Genomic DNA, 16476 nt, shown 5'->3' on the forward strand with positions numbered 1-16476 from the left:
CACAGGGAACCGACGCGCGCCCGCGGTCGTTAGGAGCCCGGAGCCGTGGCGCCTAGACTGCGGCCGACGTCGTACGCAGTCAGGAGCTGTTTCTTCGTGGACTTCACCTTCCTCATCATCCTCGCCATCGGTGCGGCGGCGCTGTTCCTCATGAGCAGCCGCCAGCGCAAGATGCAGCGCGAGCAGCTGAGCTTCCGCGACAACCTGCAGCCCGGCCAGCGCGTCATGACCGGCTCCGGCATGTACGGGTACGTCGTCGTGGTCGAGGGCGACGAGGTCACCCTGGAGGACATCCCCGGCGGCAGCCAGACCGTCTGGATCAAGGCCGCGATCGCGCGCCTCGTCGAGCCGCCCGTCGTCGACGAGGACGAGACGGACGAGGTCGCCGACGACGACGCCGAGTGGCGCGACGAGCCCGGTGCAGTCCCGCCGGGCCGCATCGACGTCCCGGACGACCTCTCCTCGCTGCAGCCGCCGCGCGACGACGAGGGCCCCGACACCAAGAAGACCCAGCAGTAGTCGACCGGGCGTCGGCACCGCGGACACCGCGGGCCGGCGCCCTTCACCCGCACCGCCCGCCGTCCGCGGGCGGTGCGCGCACGAGAGAAGACGGTCCGTTGGCCTCACCCACACGCCGCCGCCACCCGGCGCGCATCCTGCTCACGCTCGCCGTGATCACGGTCGCCGTGTTCGGCGCGATCTTCGCCGGCACCAAGCTGTCGGACGCGACCTGGACGCCGAAGCTCGCCCTCGACCTCGAGGGCGGCACGCAGCTGATCCTCGCGCCGGTCGCGCAGGACGAGTCCCGCGTGACGTCCGAGACCATCTCGCAGGCGATCGAGGTCATCCGCCAGCGCGTCGACTCCTCCGGCGTCGCCGAGGCGGAGATCAGCTCGCAGGGCGGGTCCAACATCGTCGTGGCCCTGCCCGGCCGCCCGAGCGAGGAGACGCTGGACCTGGTCCGCACCTCGGCGCAGATGGAGTTCCGGCCGGTCCTCACCTACGCGGCGCCGCAGCCGACCGCCGCCGCGTCCGCCAGCCCGACCGACGGGGCGACGGAGCCCTCGGCCGAGCCGACGAAGGACGCCCCGGACTCCGCCAGCGACGCCGAGTACTACCTCACCCCGGCGGTGCAGGCGCAGTTCGACGCCCTCGACTGCACCGACCCGGCGAACCTGACCGGCGGCCAGGAGACGGCCGACGACGCCGCGCTCGTCACCTGCGACCCGGAGGGCACGCTGAAGTACGTGCTCGGCCCCGTCGAGGTCGAGGGCTCGCGGATCTCCAACGCGAGCTCGGGCCTGCAGGTCAGCCAGTCCGGCGCGGTCACCAACACGTGGGCCGTGAACCTCGAGTTCGACAACGCCGGCACCCGCGAGTTCGCCGACGTCACCGGCCGCCTGCAGGGCCTCGCGTCGCCGCAGAACCAGTTCGCGATCGTGCTCGACGGCCTGGTCATCTCGGCGCCGTCGCTCGACCCCGGCGTGATCATCTCGGACGGCAAGGCCGAGATCACCGGGTCGTTCACGCGCGACTCCGCGACCGCGCTCGCCAACCAGCTCAAGTTCGGCGCGCTGCCGCTGAGCTTCCAGGTGCAGAGCGAGGAGCAGATCTCCGCGACGCTCGGCTCCGAGCAGCTCGAGAAGGGCCTGATCGCCGGCCTCATCGGCCTGGTCCTCGTCGTCGTCTACTCGCTGTTCCAGTACCGCGCGCTCGGTCTGGTCACGGTCGCGTCCCTGATGATCGCCGCGGTGCTCACGTACGGCGTGATCACGTTGCTGTCCTGGACGCAGGGGTACCGACTGTCGCTGCCCGGCGTCGCCGGCCTGATCGTGGCGATCGGCATCACGGCGGACTCGTTCATCGTGTACTTCGAGCGCATCCGCGACGAGCTGCGCGAGGGCCGGACCCTGGTCGCGGCCGTCGACCGCGCCTGGGAGCGCGCGCGCCGCACGATCATCGCGTCCGACGCGGTCAACTTCATCGCGGCGATCGTCCTCTACTTCCTGGCGGTCGGCTCGGTCCGGGGCTTCGCGTTCACGCTCGGCCTCACGACGCTGCTCGACCTGCTGATCGTGTTCACCTTCACCCACCCGGTGATGCGCCTGATCGCGCGCACGAGGTTCTTCGGCAGCGGACACCCGCTGTCCGGCCTCGACCCGCGCCGGCTGGGCGCGCCCGAGTCCACCCGCTACGTCGGCCGCGGGCGCGTCGTGACGGGCCGCCGCGCCGAGCCCGCGGCGCCCGCGGGCGCCGAGCCCGCGGACCTCGACGTGCGCACGTCGACGCTGGTCGCCACCCCGGCGGGCGCCGGCGGCACCATCGCCGAGCGACGCGCCGCCGCCCGCGCCGCGCAGGCCGGGACGCCCGTGGACGCCGACGCGGACGACGGACCCGACGACCGACCCGACGACGGCAGCACCCCCGCCGCACGACGCACCGAGGGGAGCGAGTCCTGATGGCCGTCAACTTCGCCCAGTGGGGCAACGACCTGTACACGGGCCGCCGCTCCTACGACATCGTGGGCCGCCGCCGGACCTGGTTCACGATCTCCGGCGTGCTCGTCCTGCTGTCGGTCGTGCTGCTGTTCGTGCCCGGCCTGCACCCCGGCATCGAGTTCCGGGGCGGCTCGCAGTTCACCGTCTCGAACGTCCAGGACGCGGACCAGCAGCCGGCCATCGACGCCGTCACCGAGGTCGCTCCGGAGGAGGTGCCCCGCGTCACGAACGTCGGGTCCAGCACCCTGCGCATCCAGACTGCGGAGCTGACCAACGACCAGGTGGCCGAGGTCCGCGCGGGCCTGGAGGAGGCGTACGGCGTCTCCGAGGACGACGTCGCGAGCTCGTTCATCGGCCCGACCTGGGGCGCGGACGTCTCGCAGAAGGCGGCGACCTCGCTGGTCGTGTTCCTCGTGCTGGTCAGCATCGTCATGACGGTGTACTTCCGGAACTGGCGCATGGCCGCGGCCGCGATCGTCGCGCTGTTCCACGACATCATCATCACCGCGGGCGTCTACGCGGCGATCGGCTGGGAGGTCACGCCGGCGACGGTGATCGGCTTCCTCACGATCCTCGGGTACTCGATCTACGACACCGTCGTGGTGTTCGACAAGGTCCGCGAGAACACGGTCGCGATCACCGACCAGACGCGCGCGACCTACGCCGAGCGCGCCAACCTCGCGGTCAACCAGACGCTGGTCCGCTCGATCAACACCTCGGTCGTGGCGCTGCTGCCGGTCGCGGGCATCCTGTTCATCGGGGCGTTCGTGCTCGGCGCGGGCACGCTCCGCGACATCGCGCTCGCGCTGTTCGTCGGCATGATCGTGGGCGCGTTCTCCTCGATCTTCCTGGCGACGCCGCTCGAGGTGGCGCTGCGCGAGCGCGAGCAGGGGATCCGGGCGCACACCGCGAAGGTGCTGGCGCTGCGGGCCCGCGAGTCCGGCGCGGAGGCGGGGGACGGCGAGCCCGTGGCCGCCGGCGCGCCGGTCGCGGTCGGCCGCTCGACCGGTCAGGTCCGCCCCGGCGGGCACCAGGGAGTCGCGGCCCAGCCGCGCAGGAAGAAGGGCCGACGATGAGCGGCGTGCAGGACGTCAGCGGCAACCTCGCCGGGCAGGCGCTCGTCGACCGGGTCGAGGCGCTCGTCCGCAGCGTGCCGGACTACCCGACGCCGGGCGTGGTGTTCAAGGACATCACCCCGCTGCTCGCCGACGGCCCCGCGTTCGAGGCGGTCGTGCGGGAGATGGCGGCGCGGGTCCCCGGGCCGGTCGACCTGGTCGCCGGCATGGAGGCGCGCGGGTTCATCCTCGCCGCCCCCGTCGCCATGGCCCTCGGCGCCGGGTTCCTCCCGGTGCGCAAGGCCGGCAAGCTGCCCGGGCCGACCGCCCGCCGCGACTACGAGCTGGAGTACGGCGCCGCCTCGGTGGAGCTGCACCCGTTCACGGTGCCCGCGGGGTCCCGCGTGCTCGTGGTCGACGACGTGCTCGCCACCGGCGGCACCGCGCAGGCGACCGTCGAGCTGCTCGAGGAGTGCGGCGCCGAGGTCGTCGGCCTGTCGTTCCTCATGGACCTCACGTTCCTGCCGGGCCGGTCGCGGCTCGCGGGGCGGCACGTGGACGCGCTGCTCGCGGTCTGAGCGCCCGGCCGACGCCGCCGTCACCTCCGGGTGGCGGCGGCGTCGTCGCGTCCGGGCCCGTCCCGACCGCCCGGCGCGTGCTCCTGCGGCGACGCCGTAGAATCGTGCGATCGACGGCACGCCCGGCTCCGCTGCGGCGCGCGGTCATCGGACAGCCGGGGCGACCCGGCACGGCGGGAGGCGCGCATGGCGGAGCCACGGACCTCGGCGGCACCGGACGCACGGCCCGAGGCGCCCGCGACGACGGGCGGCACCAGCCGGGTGCGGTCGCGCCTGGCCCGGTTCGGGCAGATCCGCCAGCCCCAGCAGTCGCCGGTGATCGAGCCGCTGCTCCAGGCCGTCCGCACCAACCACCCCAAGGCCGACCTGAGCCTGATCGAGCGCGCCTACCTGACCGCCGAGCGCGCCCACCGCGGGCAGCTCCGCAAGAGCGGCGACCCGTACATCACGCACCCGGTCGCGGTCGCGACCATCCTGGCCGAGATGGGCATGACGCCCCCGACGCTCGCCGCCGCGCTGCTCCACGACACGGTCGAGGACACCTCGTACTCGCTGGACCAGCTGCGCACCGAGTACGGCCCCGAGATCGCGATGCTGGTCGACGGCGTCACCAAGCTGGACAAGGTGACCTACGGCGACGCCGCGCAGGCCGAGACCGTGCGCAAGATGGTCGTCGCGATGTCGAAGGACATCCGCGTGCTCGTCATCAAGCTCGCCGACCGCCTGCACAACGCGCGGACCTGGAAGTTCGTCCCGGCGGCCTCCGCCGAGAAGAAGGCCCGCGAGACGCTCGAGATCTACGCGCCGCTCGCGCACCGGCTCGGCATGAACACCATCAAGTGGGAGCTCGAGGACCTGTCGTTCTCGACGCTGTACCCGAAGGTCTACGACGAGATCGTGCACCTGGTGGCCGAGCGCGCGCCGGCCCGCGAGGAGTACCTGGCCGTGGTCCGCGAGCAGGTCGGCGCCGACCTGCGCAGCGCGAAGATCAAGGCGACGGTGACCGGCCGGCCGAAGCACTACTACTCGATCTACCAGAAGATGATCGTGCGGGGCCGCGACTTCGCCGACATCTACGACCTGGTGGGCGTGCGCGTCCTGGTCGACACGGTGCGGGACTGCTACGCGGCGCTGGGCGCGCTGCACGCGCGGTGGAACCCGGTCCCGGGCCGGTTCAAGGACTACATCGCGATGCCCAAGTTCAACCTGTACCAGTCGCTGCACACGACGGTGATCGGGCCCGGCGGCAAGCCCGTCGAGATCCAGATCCGCACGCACGACATGCACCGGCGCGCGGAGTACGGCGTCGCGGCGCACTGGAAGTACAAGGAGAACGCCAAGGGTGCCGGGGCGGACGCCGACGGCAACGACATGGCGTGGCTGCGCCAGCTCGTCGACTGGCAGAAGGAGACCGCCGACCCGTCCGAGTTCCTCGACTCGCTGCGGTTCGAGATCGCCGACGGCGAGGTCTACGTCTTCACGCCCAAGGGCGACGTCATGGCGCTGCCCGCCGGCGCCACCCCGGTCGACTTCGCGTACGCGGTGCACACCGAGGTCGGGCACCGCACGATGGGGGCGCGGGTCAACGGCCGGCTCGTGCCGCTCGACTCGACGCTGGAGAACGGCGACGTCGTCGAGGTGTTCACCTCGAAGTCCGAGACCGCCGGCCCGTCCCGCGACTGGCTCGGGTTCGTCACCAGCCCCCGCGCCCGCAACAAGATCCGCCAGTGGTTCACCAAGGAGCGGCGCGAGGAGGCGATCGAGCACGGCAAGGACGCCATCGCCAAGGCGATGCGCAAGCAGAACCTGCCGATCCAGCGCCTGCTGTCCCACGAGTCGCTCGTCGCGCTCGCCAACGAGATGCGGTACGCCGACGTCTCCGCCCTGTACGCGGCGATCGGCGAGGGCCAGGTGTCGGCGGCCACCGTCGTGCAGCGGCTCGTGCACGCCATGGGCGGCGAGCCCGGCGCCGAGGAGGACATCGCCGAGGTCGCCCGCCCCGGGCAGACCGCGCGCCGCGTCCGCACCGGCGACCCGGGCGTCGTGGTCAAGGGCGTCGACGACATCTGGGTGAAGCTCGCCAAGTGCTGCACCCCGGTGCCCGGCGACGACATCATCGGGTTCGTCACCCGCGGCCAGGGCGTCAGCGTGCACCGGTCCGACTGCATCAACGTCGGCTCGCTGCGCGAGCAGCCCGAGCGGATGGTCGACGTGTCCTGGAGCCAGAGCAGCACCGCGCTGTTCCTGGTGCAGATCCAGGTCGAGGCGCTCGACCGCAGCCGCCTGCTGTCCGACATCACCCGGGTGCTGTCCGACCACCACGTCAACATCCTCTCGGCGTCCGTGTCGACGTCCCGCGACCGGGTCGCGCAGTCGCGGTTCGTGTTCGAGATGGCGGAGCCGTCGCACCTCGCGTCCGTGCTGTCGGCGGTGCGCAAGGTCGAGGGCGTGTTCGACGTCTACCGGATCACCGGGGCGAAGGCGGAGCAGCCGGCCGTCGACGCGTAGGCGTCGCCGGCGCCGGGTGCCGGGCTCGGCGGTCGTCGAGGGGTCCCGGGACGGGCGGTCCACGCGTCGGGAGCGCCCGGTCCGTGACCGCTCGGCGCGTGCCGGGCTCAGCGTGGCGCGGGCGGCAGGTGCGGGCCGGGCTCCGCGCAGCTGCGCCGCTGCGCCGCCGCGCTGGGTGCTGGGCTCAGCGCGTCGGCGCCGCGTCGGCTCCGCGCGGCGGCCGCGTGCGGTGCTCAGCGCGGCGGCGCGTCGCGCGGGAGGCGGGGGAGCAGGGCCGCCGCCGCCCGGACCCCGCGCCGCCCGGCCGCCGTGGCGACGTCCGCGCGCACCCGCGCCAGGTCGAGCCCGGCCGCGCGCAGCCGCGCCACGAGGGGCAGCGCGCGCTCGGGTGGGTCGAGGCTCAGCAGGTCGACCGCCGTGCGTCGCGGGGTCGTCACCCGGACGCCGCCGAGCAGCACGACGTCGGCGTCCGGCAGCGCCGTCGCGGCCGCCGCCCGGCCCGGCGCGGGGTCCGGCACGCGCCGGCCGCTCGGCGCGACGACGTCCACCCGCTCGGGCGGCGGACCGCCGAGGTGCACCCAGACCGCCGCCGCGCGGGCCACGGCGCACCGCGACGGCACCAGCGGCGCCAGGGCCGCCGCGCGCAGCGCCGGGGTGACCCGGACCCTCGCGGGCACGGCGACGTCGTCGCGCAGCCGGACGAGGTGGCCGTCGCGGAGCAGCAGGTGCCACGCGGCCCGCCCGACGTCGCCTGGCCGGACCAGCGGCGTCGGGGGGAGCCGGGTGGCGGTGCGCGGGGGGTCGAGGGTCACCCGCAGCAGGATGCCGGTCGGCCCCCGCGCGTGGCGAGGGGCGACCGGCACCGGCTGTGGACGAGGGGGCTGTGGACGTCCCGGGAGCCCGGCCCGGGACATCGGCGGGGTCGTCGCCACGCGGGTCGTCCCGCGCCGCCGTCCCCGCGCCGGCGCCAGCGCGCCGGCGTCAGTGCGCCTCCGTCAGCCGCGCGACTCCTCGGCGGCCCGCTGCACCTGCTCGAGCCACGCCCGGCGCGCGTCGAGCGCGGCCTGCGCCTCGGCCACCTTGCGGGCGTCGCCGCCGGCCTGGGCCTTCGCGAGGGCGTCCTCGAGCTGGGCGATGGCGTTCTCGAGCTGCGCCAGCGCGCCCTCGGCCCGCGCGCGGGTTTCGGGGTTGGTGCGGCGCCACTCGGCCTGGTCGGCGTCGCGGACCTTCGCCTCGACGGCGCGCAGCCGGCCCTCGACGCGCTGGATGTCGCCGCGCGGCACCTTGCCCGCGGCCTCCCAGCGGTCCTGGATCGACCGCAGCGCGGCCTTGGCCTGCCCGAGGCCCTTCGACGGGTCGATGGCCTCCGCCTCGACGAGCAGAGCCTCCTTGACCTCGAGGTTGGCGCCGTACTCCCGGTCCGTGGCGGCGTTCAGCTCGTCGCGGGCGTGGAAGAACGTGTCCTGCGCCGCACGGAACCGGGCCCACAGGGCGTCGTCGTCCGCGCGGCTCGCGCGGCCGGCGGCCTTCCACCGCGCCATGAGGTCGCGGTACGCGCCGGCGGTGGCGCCCCAGTCCGTGCTCGTCTGCAGGCGCTCGGCCTCGCGGACGATCTCCTCCTTGGCGGCCTTCGCGCCGGCGTTGCGGGACTCGAGCTCGGCGAAGTAGTGCCGCCGCTCCCGGTCGAACGTCGTGCGCGCGTGGCTGAACCGCTTCCAGAGCGCCTCCTCGGAGGTGCGGTCGACGCGCGGGCCGGAGCGCTGCGCCTCCTTCCACTCCTCGAGCAGGGCGCGGAGCTGCTCGCCCGCCGGGCGCCACTGCATGCGCGCCGGGTCGGTCGTGGCGATCTTCTCCGCGCGCTCGACGATCTGCGTGCGGGTCTCCAGGGCGGCCTGCCGGGCGGCGGTGCGCTCGGCCTCCACCGCGGCGCGGCGCTCTGCGGCGACGGCGCGCAGGCCCTCCAGGCGCGCCCGGAGGCCGTCCAGGTCGCCGACGGCGGCGGGCTCGGCGGTCTCCTCGGTCAGGCGCGCGAGGGTCTGGTCGATCTCCTTGACCGCCAGGTCCGTCGCGGTCAGGCGCGCCTCGAACAGCACGACCTTCGCCTGCAGGTCGAGGAACCGGCGCACGTACAGCGCCAGCGCCTCGTCGGCGGACGCGCCGGGGAACTGGCCCACGGAGCGCTCGCCCGCGGCCTCGCGGACGTACACGGTGCCGTCCTCGTCGACCCGGCCGAACGTCGCCGCCGCGGCGGCCTCGGCGGAGTCGTCCGGCGCCGGGACCGGCACGGCCGGCGCCGCGGGCGCGGCGGCGGCGTCGGCGGGCGCGCCCTCGCCGGTGGCGGTGGCGCCGGCCGGGCGCGGACGGGGGCGCATGGCGCTGGGCAGCGGGGCGCGCGGCCGCGGCGCGGGGGTGGCGGCCGGGGTCGCGTCGGCGGCCGGGGCCTCCTCCGAGGCGGCCGGGGTCTCGTCGGACGGAGCCCCGTCGGCGGGGGCCTCGGCGTCGGCGGCCGGGGCCTCCTCGGCGGCGGGCTCCGTGGTCGACCCGGCCGGGGCGTCGTCGGCGGGCGTCTCCGCCTCTGCCGGGGCGTCGGCGGTGCCGTCGGCCTCGGCAGGGGTCTGCGCGGCGGCGACGTCGGCGACCTCGGTCGCGGCGTCCTCGGCGGGGACCTCGGTCGCGGTGTTCTCGGCCGGCTGCTCCGCCGGCGTCGGCTCCTCGGTCGCGGGGACCCCGGCCTCGTCGACCGCGGGCGTCGTGGCCACGGCGGCCTCGTCGCTGTCCTGGGCGCGCTGCTGCTCGTCGGGCGTCTCGGTCACTGGGTCTCCACTCCCTCGATGGTGACGGGGGTGGCCGGGGCGCCGTCCGTGGCACCGCCGCTCACGCCCGCGTCAGCGACTGCCTGCAGCACGTCGAGGCCCGACGTGATGCGGCCGAACACGGTGTAGCCCCCGGCGTCGTCCGCCGGGATGGTCGAGTCCTCGTAGACGAGGAAGAACTGGCTGCCCATCGACTCGCCGTTCCCGCCCTGGCGCGCCATCGCGAGCGTGCCGGCGGGGTAGACGTCGTCCTCGGGCGCGTTCTCGATGGGGCCGAACGCGTAGCCCGGCCCGCCCGTCCCGGTGCCGGTCGGGTCGCCGCACTGCAGGACGTAGATGCCGTCGGTGGTGAGCCGGTGGCAGCCGGTGCCGTCGAAGTAGCCCTCGCCGGCGAGCGTCACGAAGCTGGCCACGGCCTGCGGGGCGGCGGCGCCGTCGAGCTCGAGGCCGATGTCGCCCTGGCTGGTGGTGATGGTCCCGGTCCAGGTGCGGTCCTCGGCGAGCGAGGCGTCGGGGACGACGCCGCCGTTGCCGACCCGCTCGGCCGGCGCGGTGGTGGCCGTGCTGGGCGCGTCCGTCGCGGTCGTGCCCGCGGGGTCGTCGCCGCCGGAGGCGAGGATCGCGGCCGTGGTGGCGACGCCGAGCACGAGCACCCCGACGACGGCGCCGGCGACGATCTGCATCCGGCGGCGCCTGGCGTGCTTCTGCGCCTGGCGCTGCTGCCACTTCTCGAACCGGCGGCGCTCGTACTCGCGCTCGCGCTTGCTGGACGGCACGCACTCTCCTCGGTCTCGGCGTCGGCGGGTCCCCCTCGCGTGGGCACGGGAGCGCCCGCGCCCGCCGGACAGTCTAGGCAGGCGGGGCAGCCGCGGGTGACCCCCGCGCCGCGGCTAGCGTGGCGGCGTGCGCATCCTCGGCCTGACCGCCCCCGTGTTCGCCGCCGCCTGCTACCTCGTGGCCGCCGACGACGGCGCCTGCGTCGTCGTGGATCCCGGCGGCGGCGTCGCGGACGCGGTGCGGCGGACGGTCGCCGAGCACGGGCTGCGCGTCGTCGGCGTCGTCGCGACGCACGGGCACGCCGACCACGTCGCGGACGCCGGTGTGCTCGCCGCGGCGGCGGGCGTCCCGCTCCGGCTGCACGCGCGGGACGCGTACCGGCTCGCGGACCCGCTCGGGAGCCTCGGCCTCGGTGCGACCGCCGACCCCGGGGTCGCGGCCTCGCTGCGGGCGGCGGCCGCCTCGGCCGGGCTGGACCCGGCGACGTTCGGCCGGGTCGACCCGGCGCTGGTGGCGCCGTTCGGCGGCGAGGACGGGCCCGGCACCGGACCGGGGGCGCTCGGCGCCGGACCCGGAGCGCCCGCGCGGACCGCCGACGTCGAGCTCCGGTTCGGGTCCGTGACGCTCGTCGCCCGGCACGCGCCCGGGCACACCGAGGGGTCGACGCTGTACCTGCTGGACGCGGGGGAGGAGCGGGTCGCGTTCACCGGGGACGTGCTGTTCGCCGGCTCGGTCGGCCGCACCGACCTGCCCGGCGGCGACCCCGGCACGATGGCCGCCACGCTCCGGGAGGTCGTCGCGACGCTGCCGCCCGGGACGCACGTCCTGCCCGGCCACGGGCCCGCGACCCGGGTGGACGCGGAGCTGGCCACCAACCCGTACCTGGCAGGATGACCCGCATGGCACGTCCGACTCCTCTGTCCGGTTTCCCCGAGTGGCTCCCCGACGGCCGCGTGGTCGAGCAGCACGTCCTCGACACGCTGCGCCGCACCTTCGAGCTCCACGGGTTCGCCGGGATCGAGACCCGGGCGGTCGAGCCGCTCGACCAGCTGCTGCGCAAGGGCGAGACCTCCAAGGAGGTCTACGTGCTCCGCCGGCTCCAGGAGGAGGACGGGGACGGGGCGGACCGGTCCGGCCAGCTCGGCCTGCACTTCGACCTCACCGTGCCGTTCGCGCGGTACGTCCTGGAGAACGCCGGCCACCTCGCGTTCCCGTTCCAGCGCTACCAGGTCCAGAAGGTGTGGCGCGGCGAGCGCCCGCAGGACGGCCGGTTCCGCGAGTTCGTGCAGGCGGACATCGACGTCGTCGGCGCGGGCGACCTGCCGTACCACTACGAGGTCGACCTGCCGCTGGTCATGGCGGAGGCGCTGGGCGCCCTGCGGGACATCGGCGTGCCGCCGGTGCGCATCCTGGTGAACAACCGCCGGGTCGCCGAGGGGTTCTACCGCGGGCTCGGGCTCGAGGACGTCGAGGGCGTGCTGCGCAGCATCGACAAGCTCGACAAGATCGGGCCGGAGAAGGTCGCCGACCTGCTGGTCGCCGAGACCGGCGCGACGCCCGAGCAGGCGAGGGCGTGCCTCGACCTCGCGGCGATCTCCGGCGGCGACGCGGGCGTCGTCGACCGGGTGCGCGAGCTCGCGGCGGCGCACGGGATCGCGTCCGAGCTCATGGAGCAGGGCCTCGCCGAGCTGCGCCAGCTGATCGAGGCCGCCGCGGTGCGGGCCCCGGGCGTCGTCGTGGCGGACCTCAAGATCGCGCGCGGCCTGGACTACTACACCGGGTCGGTCTACGAGACGGTGCTGGTCGGCCACGAGCAGCTCGGCTCGATCTGCTCCGGCGGCCGGTACGACACCCTCGCCTCGGACGGCAAGCAGACCTACCCGGGCGTCGGCCTGTCGATCGGCGTCTCGCGCCTGGTGTCCCGGCTGCTGTCCGGCGGCCTGGTCCGCGCGACCCGCGGCGTGCCCGCGGCCGTGCTCGTCGCGGTGACGTCCGACGAGAGCCGGCCGGCCTCCGACGCCGTGGCGACGGCGCTGCGGGCGCGCGGGGTGCCCGTCGAGGTCGCGCCGACGGCCGCCAAGTTCGGCAAGCAGATCAAGCACGCCGACCGGCGGGGCATCCCGTTCGTGTGGTTCCCGGCGACCGAGGACGGCGCGGCCGACCAGGTGAAGGACATCCGCTCGGGGGAGCAGGTCGACGCCGAGGCCACCACGTGGGCGCCGCCGGCGGAGGACCTGTGGCCGCGCGTGGTGCCCGCGGAGGCGTGAGCCCGCGCCGTCCTCGCCCGCTCAGGCGAGGGCGGCCAGGCCCGCGTTGAGGGTCGTCGCGTACAGCACCCACGCCAGGTACGGGCCCAGCAGCCAGGCGACCCACGGGGTCAGCCGGTGGAACGCGACGATCGTCGCCACCAGCGCCACCTCGAGCGCGAGGATGATGGCCAGGCCGAGGCCGAGCTGCTCGGCGCCGAAGAACACCGGCGTCCACGCCGCGTTGAGCGCGAGCTGCACGCCGTAGAGCACGAGCGCGGTGGTCGCGGCGCGGCCGTGCCGGCGCCAGATCAGCCACGCGGCGACGGCCATCACGACGTAGAGGACGGTCCACACCGGGCCGAAGACCCAGTTCGGCGGCGTCCACGCGGGCTTCGCCGCGTCGGCGTACCAGCCGTCGACGCCGGAGGTCGACGCGAGGCTGCCGCCGAACGCGACGGCGGCGTTGAGCAGGAGCAGGCCGACGAGCACCGGCCAGCCGCGGGCGGCGGGTCCGGTGCCGGTGCGGGCCGCGTCGCGGCGGGCGGGGCTCGTGGCGGGCTGGGCCGGGTTCGCGGAGGTCATGCCTCCACGGTCCGACGCCGGCGGGCGGTCGGCAACCGGAAGGCCAGCATGCTGAGTTCTTGTGGTCGTCGCCAGGGGGTGGCGAGGGTGCTTGCGCCTGGGTCGAACACGTGTTCGAATCGGACCATGCGGTGGGACGGGCAGAAGATCGCGGCGGAGGCGGCGCAGGCGCTCCCGGGGCTCGCGCTGGCCGGGCACCAGCGGTCGGTCCGGACGCCGGAGTTCGCGGGCGTGACCTTCCACGAGGTGCACGCCAGGTCGGCGCTCAACAAGGTGCCGGAGGCGTCGGCGATGCCGTTCCGGTGGACGGTCAACCCGATGCGCGGCTGCCTGCACGCCTGCACCTACTGCTTCGCCCGCCCGACGCACGAGTACCTCGGGCTCGGCCCGGACGAGGACTTCCAGACCCAGATCGTCGTCAAGACGAACGTGGTCGAGGTGCTCGCCGCCGAGCTGCGCCGGGCCTCCTGGCGGCACGAGCACGTCGCGCTCGGGACCAACACCGACCCCTACCAGCGGGCCGAGGGCCGGTACGCCCTCATGCCGGGGATCATCGGCGCGCTGGCCCACTCGGGCACGCCGATGTCGCTGCTGACCAAGGGCACGCTGCTGCGCCGGGACATCCCGCTGCTCGCCGACGCGGCGCAGGAGGTCGGCGTGAGCGTCGCCGTGTCGCTGGCCATCGGCGACGAGGCGCTGCAGCAGGCGATGGAGCCGGGCACGCCGACGCCCCGCGCCCGGCTCGGGCTGATCCGCGCCGTGCGGGAGGCCGGCCTCGAGTGCGGCGTGCTGGTGGCGCCCGTGATGCCGTGGCTGACCGACTCCACCGCGCACCTGGACGGGCTGTTCCGGGAGCTCGCCGAGGCGGGGGCGTCCTGGGTGACGACCATCCCGCTGCACCTGCGCGGCCCGGTCCGGCCGCTGATGCTGTCCTGGCTCGCCGAGCACCGGCCCGAGCTCGTGCCGAACTACCGCCGGCTCTACGCGAAGGGCGCGTACGTGCCGGAGGAGTACCGCCGCTGGCTGTCCGAGCGCGTGCGGCCGCTGCGCCGCCGGCACGGGCTGCACGGCCCGTCCGCGGCACCGCTCGAGGGCGCGGGTTCGCCGGCGGGCGCGGGGGCGGCGGGCGCGGCGGGCGGCGCGGGCGCGGCGGCGTCGGCGGGGCCGGGTGCGGCGCAGCCGTCGCCGTGGCGGGTGCGAGCAGCGGGCGACCGGTCGGCCCTGGCGACGCCTGAGGGCGCCCTGGCGGGGGCGCTGGCCGGGGCGGTGCAGCCCGCGCTGTTCTGAGTCCGACCCGTGGTCGCCGCGCCCGGCCCGGGGCGGTGCGGCCCGCGCCGCTCCGGGTGCCGGGCCCGTGGTCGCCACGTCCTGCCCGGGGCATCCGCGCGACGGCGCCCGGCCGGTCGGCAGTAGACTCGCCGGGCTGCTCGGACGGGCAGCACCCCGACACCGGAGAGGACTCCTCGTGCTGCGCACCCACACCGCCGGCTCGCTGCGGGCCGAGCACATCGGCACCACCGTCACCCTGACCGGGTGGGTGGATCGCCGGCGCGATCACGGTGGGGTCGCCTTCGTGGACCTGCGGGACGCCTCGGGCATCGCCCAGGTCGTCATCCGGGACGAGGCCGTCGCGCACGGCCTGCGCGCCGAGTACGTGCTCCAGGTGACCGGCACCGTCGGCCGCCGCCCCGAAGGCAACGAGAACGCGCACCTGGCGACCGGCGAGGTCGAGGTCACGGCCGACGAGGTCGTTGTCCTCAACGAGTCCGCGCCGCTGCCGTTCCAGGTGTCGTCGTCGCTGGACGAGCCGGTCGGCGAGGAGGCGCGCCTGCGCCACCGCTACCTCGACCTGCGCCGGCCCGAGCCGGCGAAGGCCATCCGGCTGCGCGCCAAGGCGAACCAGGCCGCCCGCCGGGTGCTGGACGAGCAGGACTTCGTCGAGATCGAGACCCCCACGCTGACCCGGTCGACCCCCGAGGGTGCCCGCGACTTCGTGGTGCCGGCCCGCCTGGCGCCGGGCTCCTGGTACGCCCTGCCGCAGTCGCCGCAGCTGTTCAAGCAGCTGCTCATGGTCGGCGGCATGGAGCGGTACTACCAGATCGCCCGCTGCTACCGGGACGAGGACTTCCGCGCCGACCGCCAGCCGGAGTTCACCCAGCTCGACGTCGAGATGTCGTTCGTCGACCAGGAGGACGTGATCGCGCTCGGCGAGCAGATCCTCGTCGCGCTCTGGGGCCTCATCGACTACCAGATCCCGACTCCGATCGCCCGCATGACGTACGCGGACGCGATGGCGCGGTACGGCACGGACAAGCCGGACCTCCGGTTCGGCCTCGAGCTGGTCGAGCTGACGGAGTACTTCGCCGAGACGCCGTTCCGGGTGTTCCAGGCGCCGTACGTCGGCGCGGTCGTCCAGCCGGGCGGCGCCTCGACGCCCCGCCGCGGCTTCGACGCCTGGCAGGAGTGGGCCAAGCAGCGCGGCGCCAAGGGCCTCGCGTACGTCACCGTCGGCGAGGACGGCACCCTGGGCGGCCCGGTCGCCAAGAACATCACCGACGCCGAGCGCGAGGGCCTCGCGGCCGCCGTCGGCGCGCAGCCGGGCGACGCGGTGTTCTTCGCCGCCGGCAAGCCCGCCGAGGCGCGCGCGCTCCTGGGCGCCGCCCGCCTGGAGATCGGCCGCCGCGCCGAGCTGATCGACGAGTCGGCCTGGTCGTTCGTGTGGGTCGTCGACGCGCCGCTGTTCAAGCCGACCGGCGAGGACGACGACGTGGCCGTGGGCGAGGGCGCCTGGACCGCCGTGCACCACGCCTTCACGTCGCCGACCCCGGAGTGGGTCGACCGGTTCGAGGAGTCCCCGGGCGAGGCCCTGGCCTACGCCTACGACATCGTCTGCAACGGCAACGAGATCGGCGGCGGCTCGATCCGTATCCACCGCAAGGACGTGCAGGAGCGCGTCTTCGAGGTGATGGGCATCGGCGAGGCCGAGGCGCAGGAGAAGTTCGGCTTCCTGCTCGACGCCTTCCAGTTCGGCGCCCCGCCGCACGGCGGGATCGCGTTCGGCTGGGACCGCATCGTGGCGCTGCTGACCGGCTCGGAGTCGATCCGCGACGTCATCGCGTTCCCGAAGTCGGGCGGCGGCTACGACCCGCTGACCGGCGCTCCGGCCCCGATCACCGCGCAGCAGCGCAAGGAGGCCGGCGTCGACGCGAAGCCGAAGGCCTCCGACGTCGCCCCGCAGGGCACGCCCGCCGAGACCCCGGTCGCGGACGCGTCGGCGGCCGCGCAGCGGTGACCGGCGTCGGCGACCCGGCCGACGGCACCGAGCAGCACCCGCACGGCCCCGGCGCGCACCCCGCGCCGGGGCCGTCGGCGCGGGGTGCGGCGGCGGGCGGGACGGGGGCCGGCGGGGACGCGTC

The 16476-nt window shown here is 75.3% G+C and carries 13 protein-coding genes; 9 read left to right on the plus strand and 4 right to left on the minus strand.

Features of this window, described 5'->3' with window-relative positions:
- Nucleotides 1-96 precede the first annotated feature (96 nt).
- From yajC to Cpa01nite_RS18140, 5 genes are all read left to right on the plus strand, one after another.
- Nucleotides 97-519, plus strand: a complete 423-nt coding sequence (yajC, locus tag Cpa01nite_RS18120) for a preprotein translocase subunit YajC (protein ID WP_203670266.1) — start codon at nucleotides 97-99, stop codon at nucleotides 517-519.
- 98 nt (nucleotides 520-617) lie between these two features.
- On the plus strand, nucleotides 618-2459 hold the full coding sequence (secD, locus tag Cpa01nite_RS18125) for a protein translocase subunit SecD (RefSeq protein ID WP_203670267.1): 1842 nt from the start codon (nucleotides 618-620) through the stop codon (nucleotides 2457-2459).
- Nucleotides 2459-3574: a protein translocase subunit SecF gene (gene secF, locus Cpa01nite_RS18130; RefSeq protein ID WP_203670268.1), complete on the plus strand. Its 1116-nt coding sequence runs from the start codon at nucleotides 2459-2461 to the stop codon at nucleotides 3572-3574. The genes secD and secF overlap by 1 nt, the downstream gene beginning before the upstream one ends.
- The gene (locus tag Cpa01nite_RS18135) at nucleotides 3571-4131 is read left to right on the plus strand and encodes an adenine phosphoribosyltransferase (RefSeq protein ID WP_203670269.1); all 561 of its coding nucleotides are present in this window, start codon (nucleotides 3571-3573) and stop codon (nucleotides 4129-4131) included. Before secF ends, Cpa01nite_RS18135 begins: the two co-directional genes overlap by 4 nt.
- 186 nt (nucleotides 4132-4317) lie before the next feature.
- Nucleotides 4318-6639 carry a RelA/SpoT family protein gene (locus tag Cpa01nite_RS18140; protein ID WP_203670270.1) on the plus strand — a complete coding sequence of 774 codons (2322 nt, stop codon included), beginning with the start codon at nucleotides 4318-4320 and terminating at the stop codon, nucleotides 6637-6639.
- Nucleotides 6640-6872: 233 nt separating this feature from the next.
- Here Cpa01nite_RS18140 and Cpa01nite_RS18145 read toward each other — a convergent pair whose 3' ends face one another.
- The 3 genes from Cpa01nite_RS18145 to Cpa01nite_RS18155 all read right to left on the minus strand — a co-directional run bounded on the left by Cpa01nite_RS18145 (nucleotide 6873) and on the right by Cpa01nite_RS18155 (nucleotide 10228).
- Nucleotides 6873-7451: a hypothetical protein gene (locus Cpa01nite_RS18145; RefSeq protein WP_203670271.1), complete on the minus strand. Its 579-nt coding sequence runs from the start codon at nucleotides 7449-7451 to the stop codon at nucleotides 6873-6875.
- A 183-nt stretch (nucleotides 7452-7634) separates the two neighbouring features.
- Nucleotides 7635-9452, minus strand: a complete 1818-nt coding sequence (locus Cpa01nite_RS18150) for a DUF349 domain-containing protein (protein WP_239068914.1) — start codon at nucleotides 9450-9452, stop codon at nucleotides 7635-7637.
- The gene (locus Cpa01nite_RS18155; protein WP_239068915.1) at nucleotides 9449-10228 is read right to left on the minus strand and encodes a peptidylprolyl isomerase; all 780 of its coding nucleotides are present in this window, start codon (nucleotides 10226-10228) and stop codon (nucleotides 9449-9451) included. The genes Cpa01nite_RS18150 and Cpa01nite_RS18155 overlap by 4 nt, the downstream gene beginning before the upstream one ends.
- 127 nt (nucleotides 10229-10355) lie before the next feature.
- Between Cpa01nite_RS18155 and Cpa01nite_RS18160 the strand changes: the two genes are divergently transcribed.
- Nucleotides 10356-11123: an MBL fold metallo-hydrolase gene (locus Cpa01nite_RS18160; protein ID WP_203670272.1), complete on the plus strand. Its 768-nt coding sequence runs from the start codon at nucleotides 10356-10358 to the stop codon at nucleotides 11121-11123.
- Nucleotides 11124-11128: 5 nt separating this feature from the next.
- Nucleotides 11129-12496 carry a histidine--tRNA ligase gene (hisS, locus tag Cpa01nite_RS18165; protein WP_203670273.1) on the plus strand — a complete coding sequence of 456 codons (1368 nt, stop codon included), beginning with the start codon at nucleotides 11129-11131 and terminating at the stop codon, nucleotides 12494-12496.
- 21 nt (nucleotides 12497-12517) lie between these two features.
- Here the strand turns inward: hisS and Cpa01nite_RS18170 are convergent, their stop codons facing one another.
- Nucleotides 12518-13060, minus strand: a complete 543-nt coding sequence (locus tag Cpa01nite_RS18170; protein WP_203670274.1) for a TspO/MBR family protein — start codon at nucleotides 13058-13060, stop codon at nucleotides 12518-12520.
- 126 nt (nucleotides 13061-13186) lie between these two features.
- Between Cpa01nite_RS18170 and Cpa01nite_RS18175 the strand changes: the two genes are divergently transcribed.
- Together Cpa01nite_RS18175 and aspS are read left to right on the plus strand one after the other, a co-directional pair.
- Nucleotides 13187-14347 carry an Rv2578c family radical SAM protein gene (locus Cpa01nite_RS18175; RefSeq protein WP_203670275.1) on the plus strand — a complete coding sequence of 387 codons (1161 nt, stop codon included), beginning with the start codon at nucleotides 13187-13189 and terminating at the stop codon, nucleotides 14345-14347.
- Nucleotides 14348-14525: 178 nt separating this feature from the next.
- Complete coding sequence (gene aspS, locus Cpa01nite_RS18180; RefSeq protein WP_203670276.1) at nucleotides 14526-16352, plus strand: aspartate--tRNA ligase; 1827 nt, start codon at nucleotides 14526-14528, stop codon at nucleotides 16350-16352.
- Nucleotides 16353-16476: the final 124 nt, after the last annotated feature.

Source organism: Cellulomonas pakistanensis, from assembly GCF_016862755.1.
GTDB classification, from domain to species: domain Bacteria; phylum Actinomycetota; class Actinomycetes; order Actinomycetales; family Cellulomonadaceae; genus Cellulomonas; species Cellulomonas pakistanensis.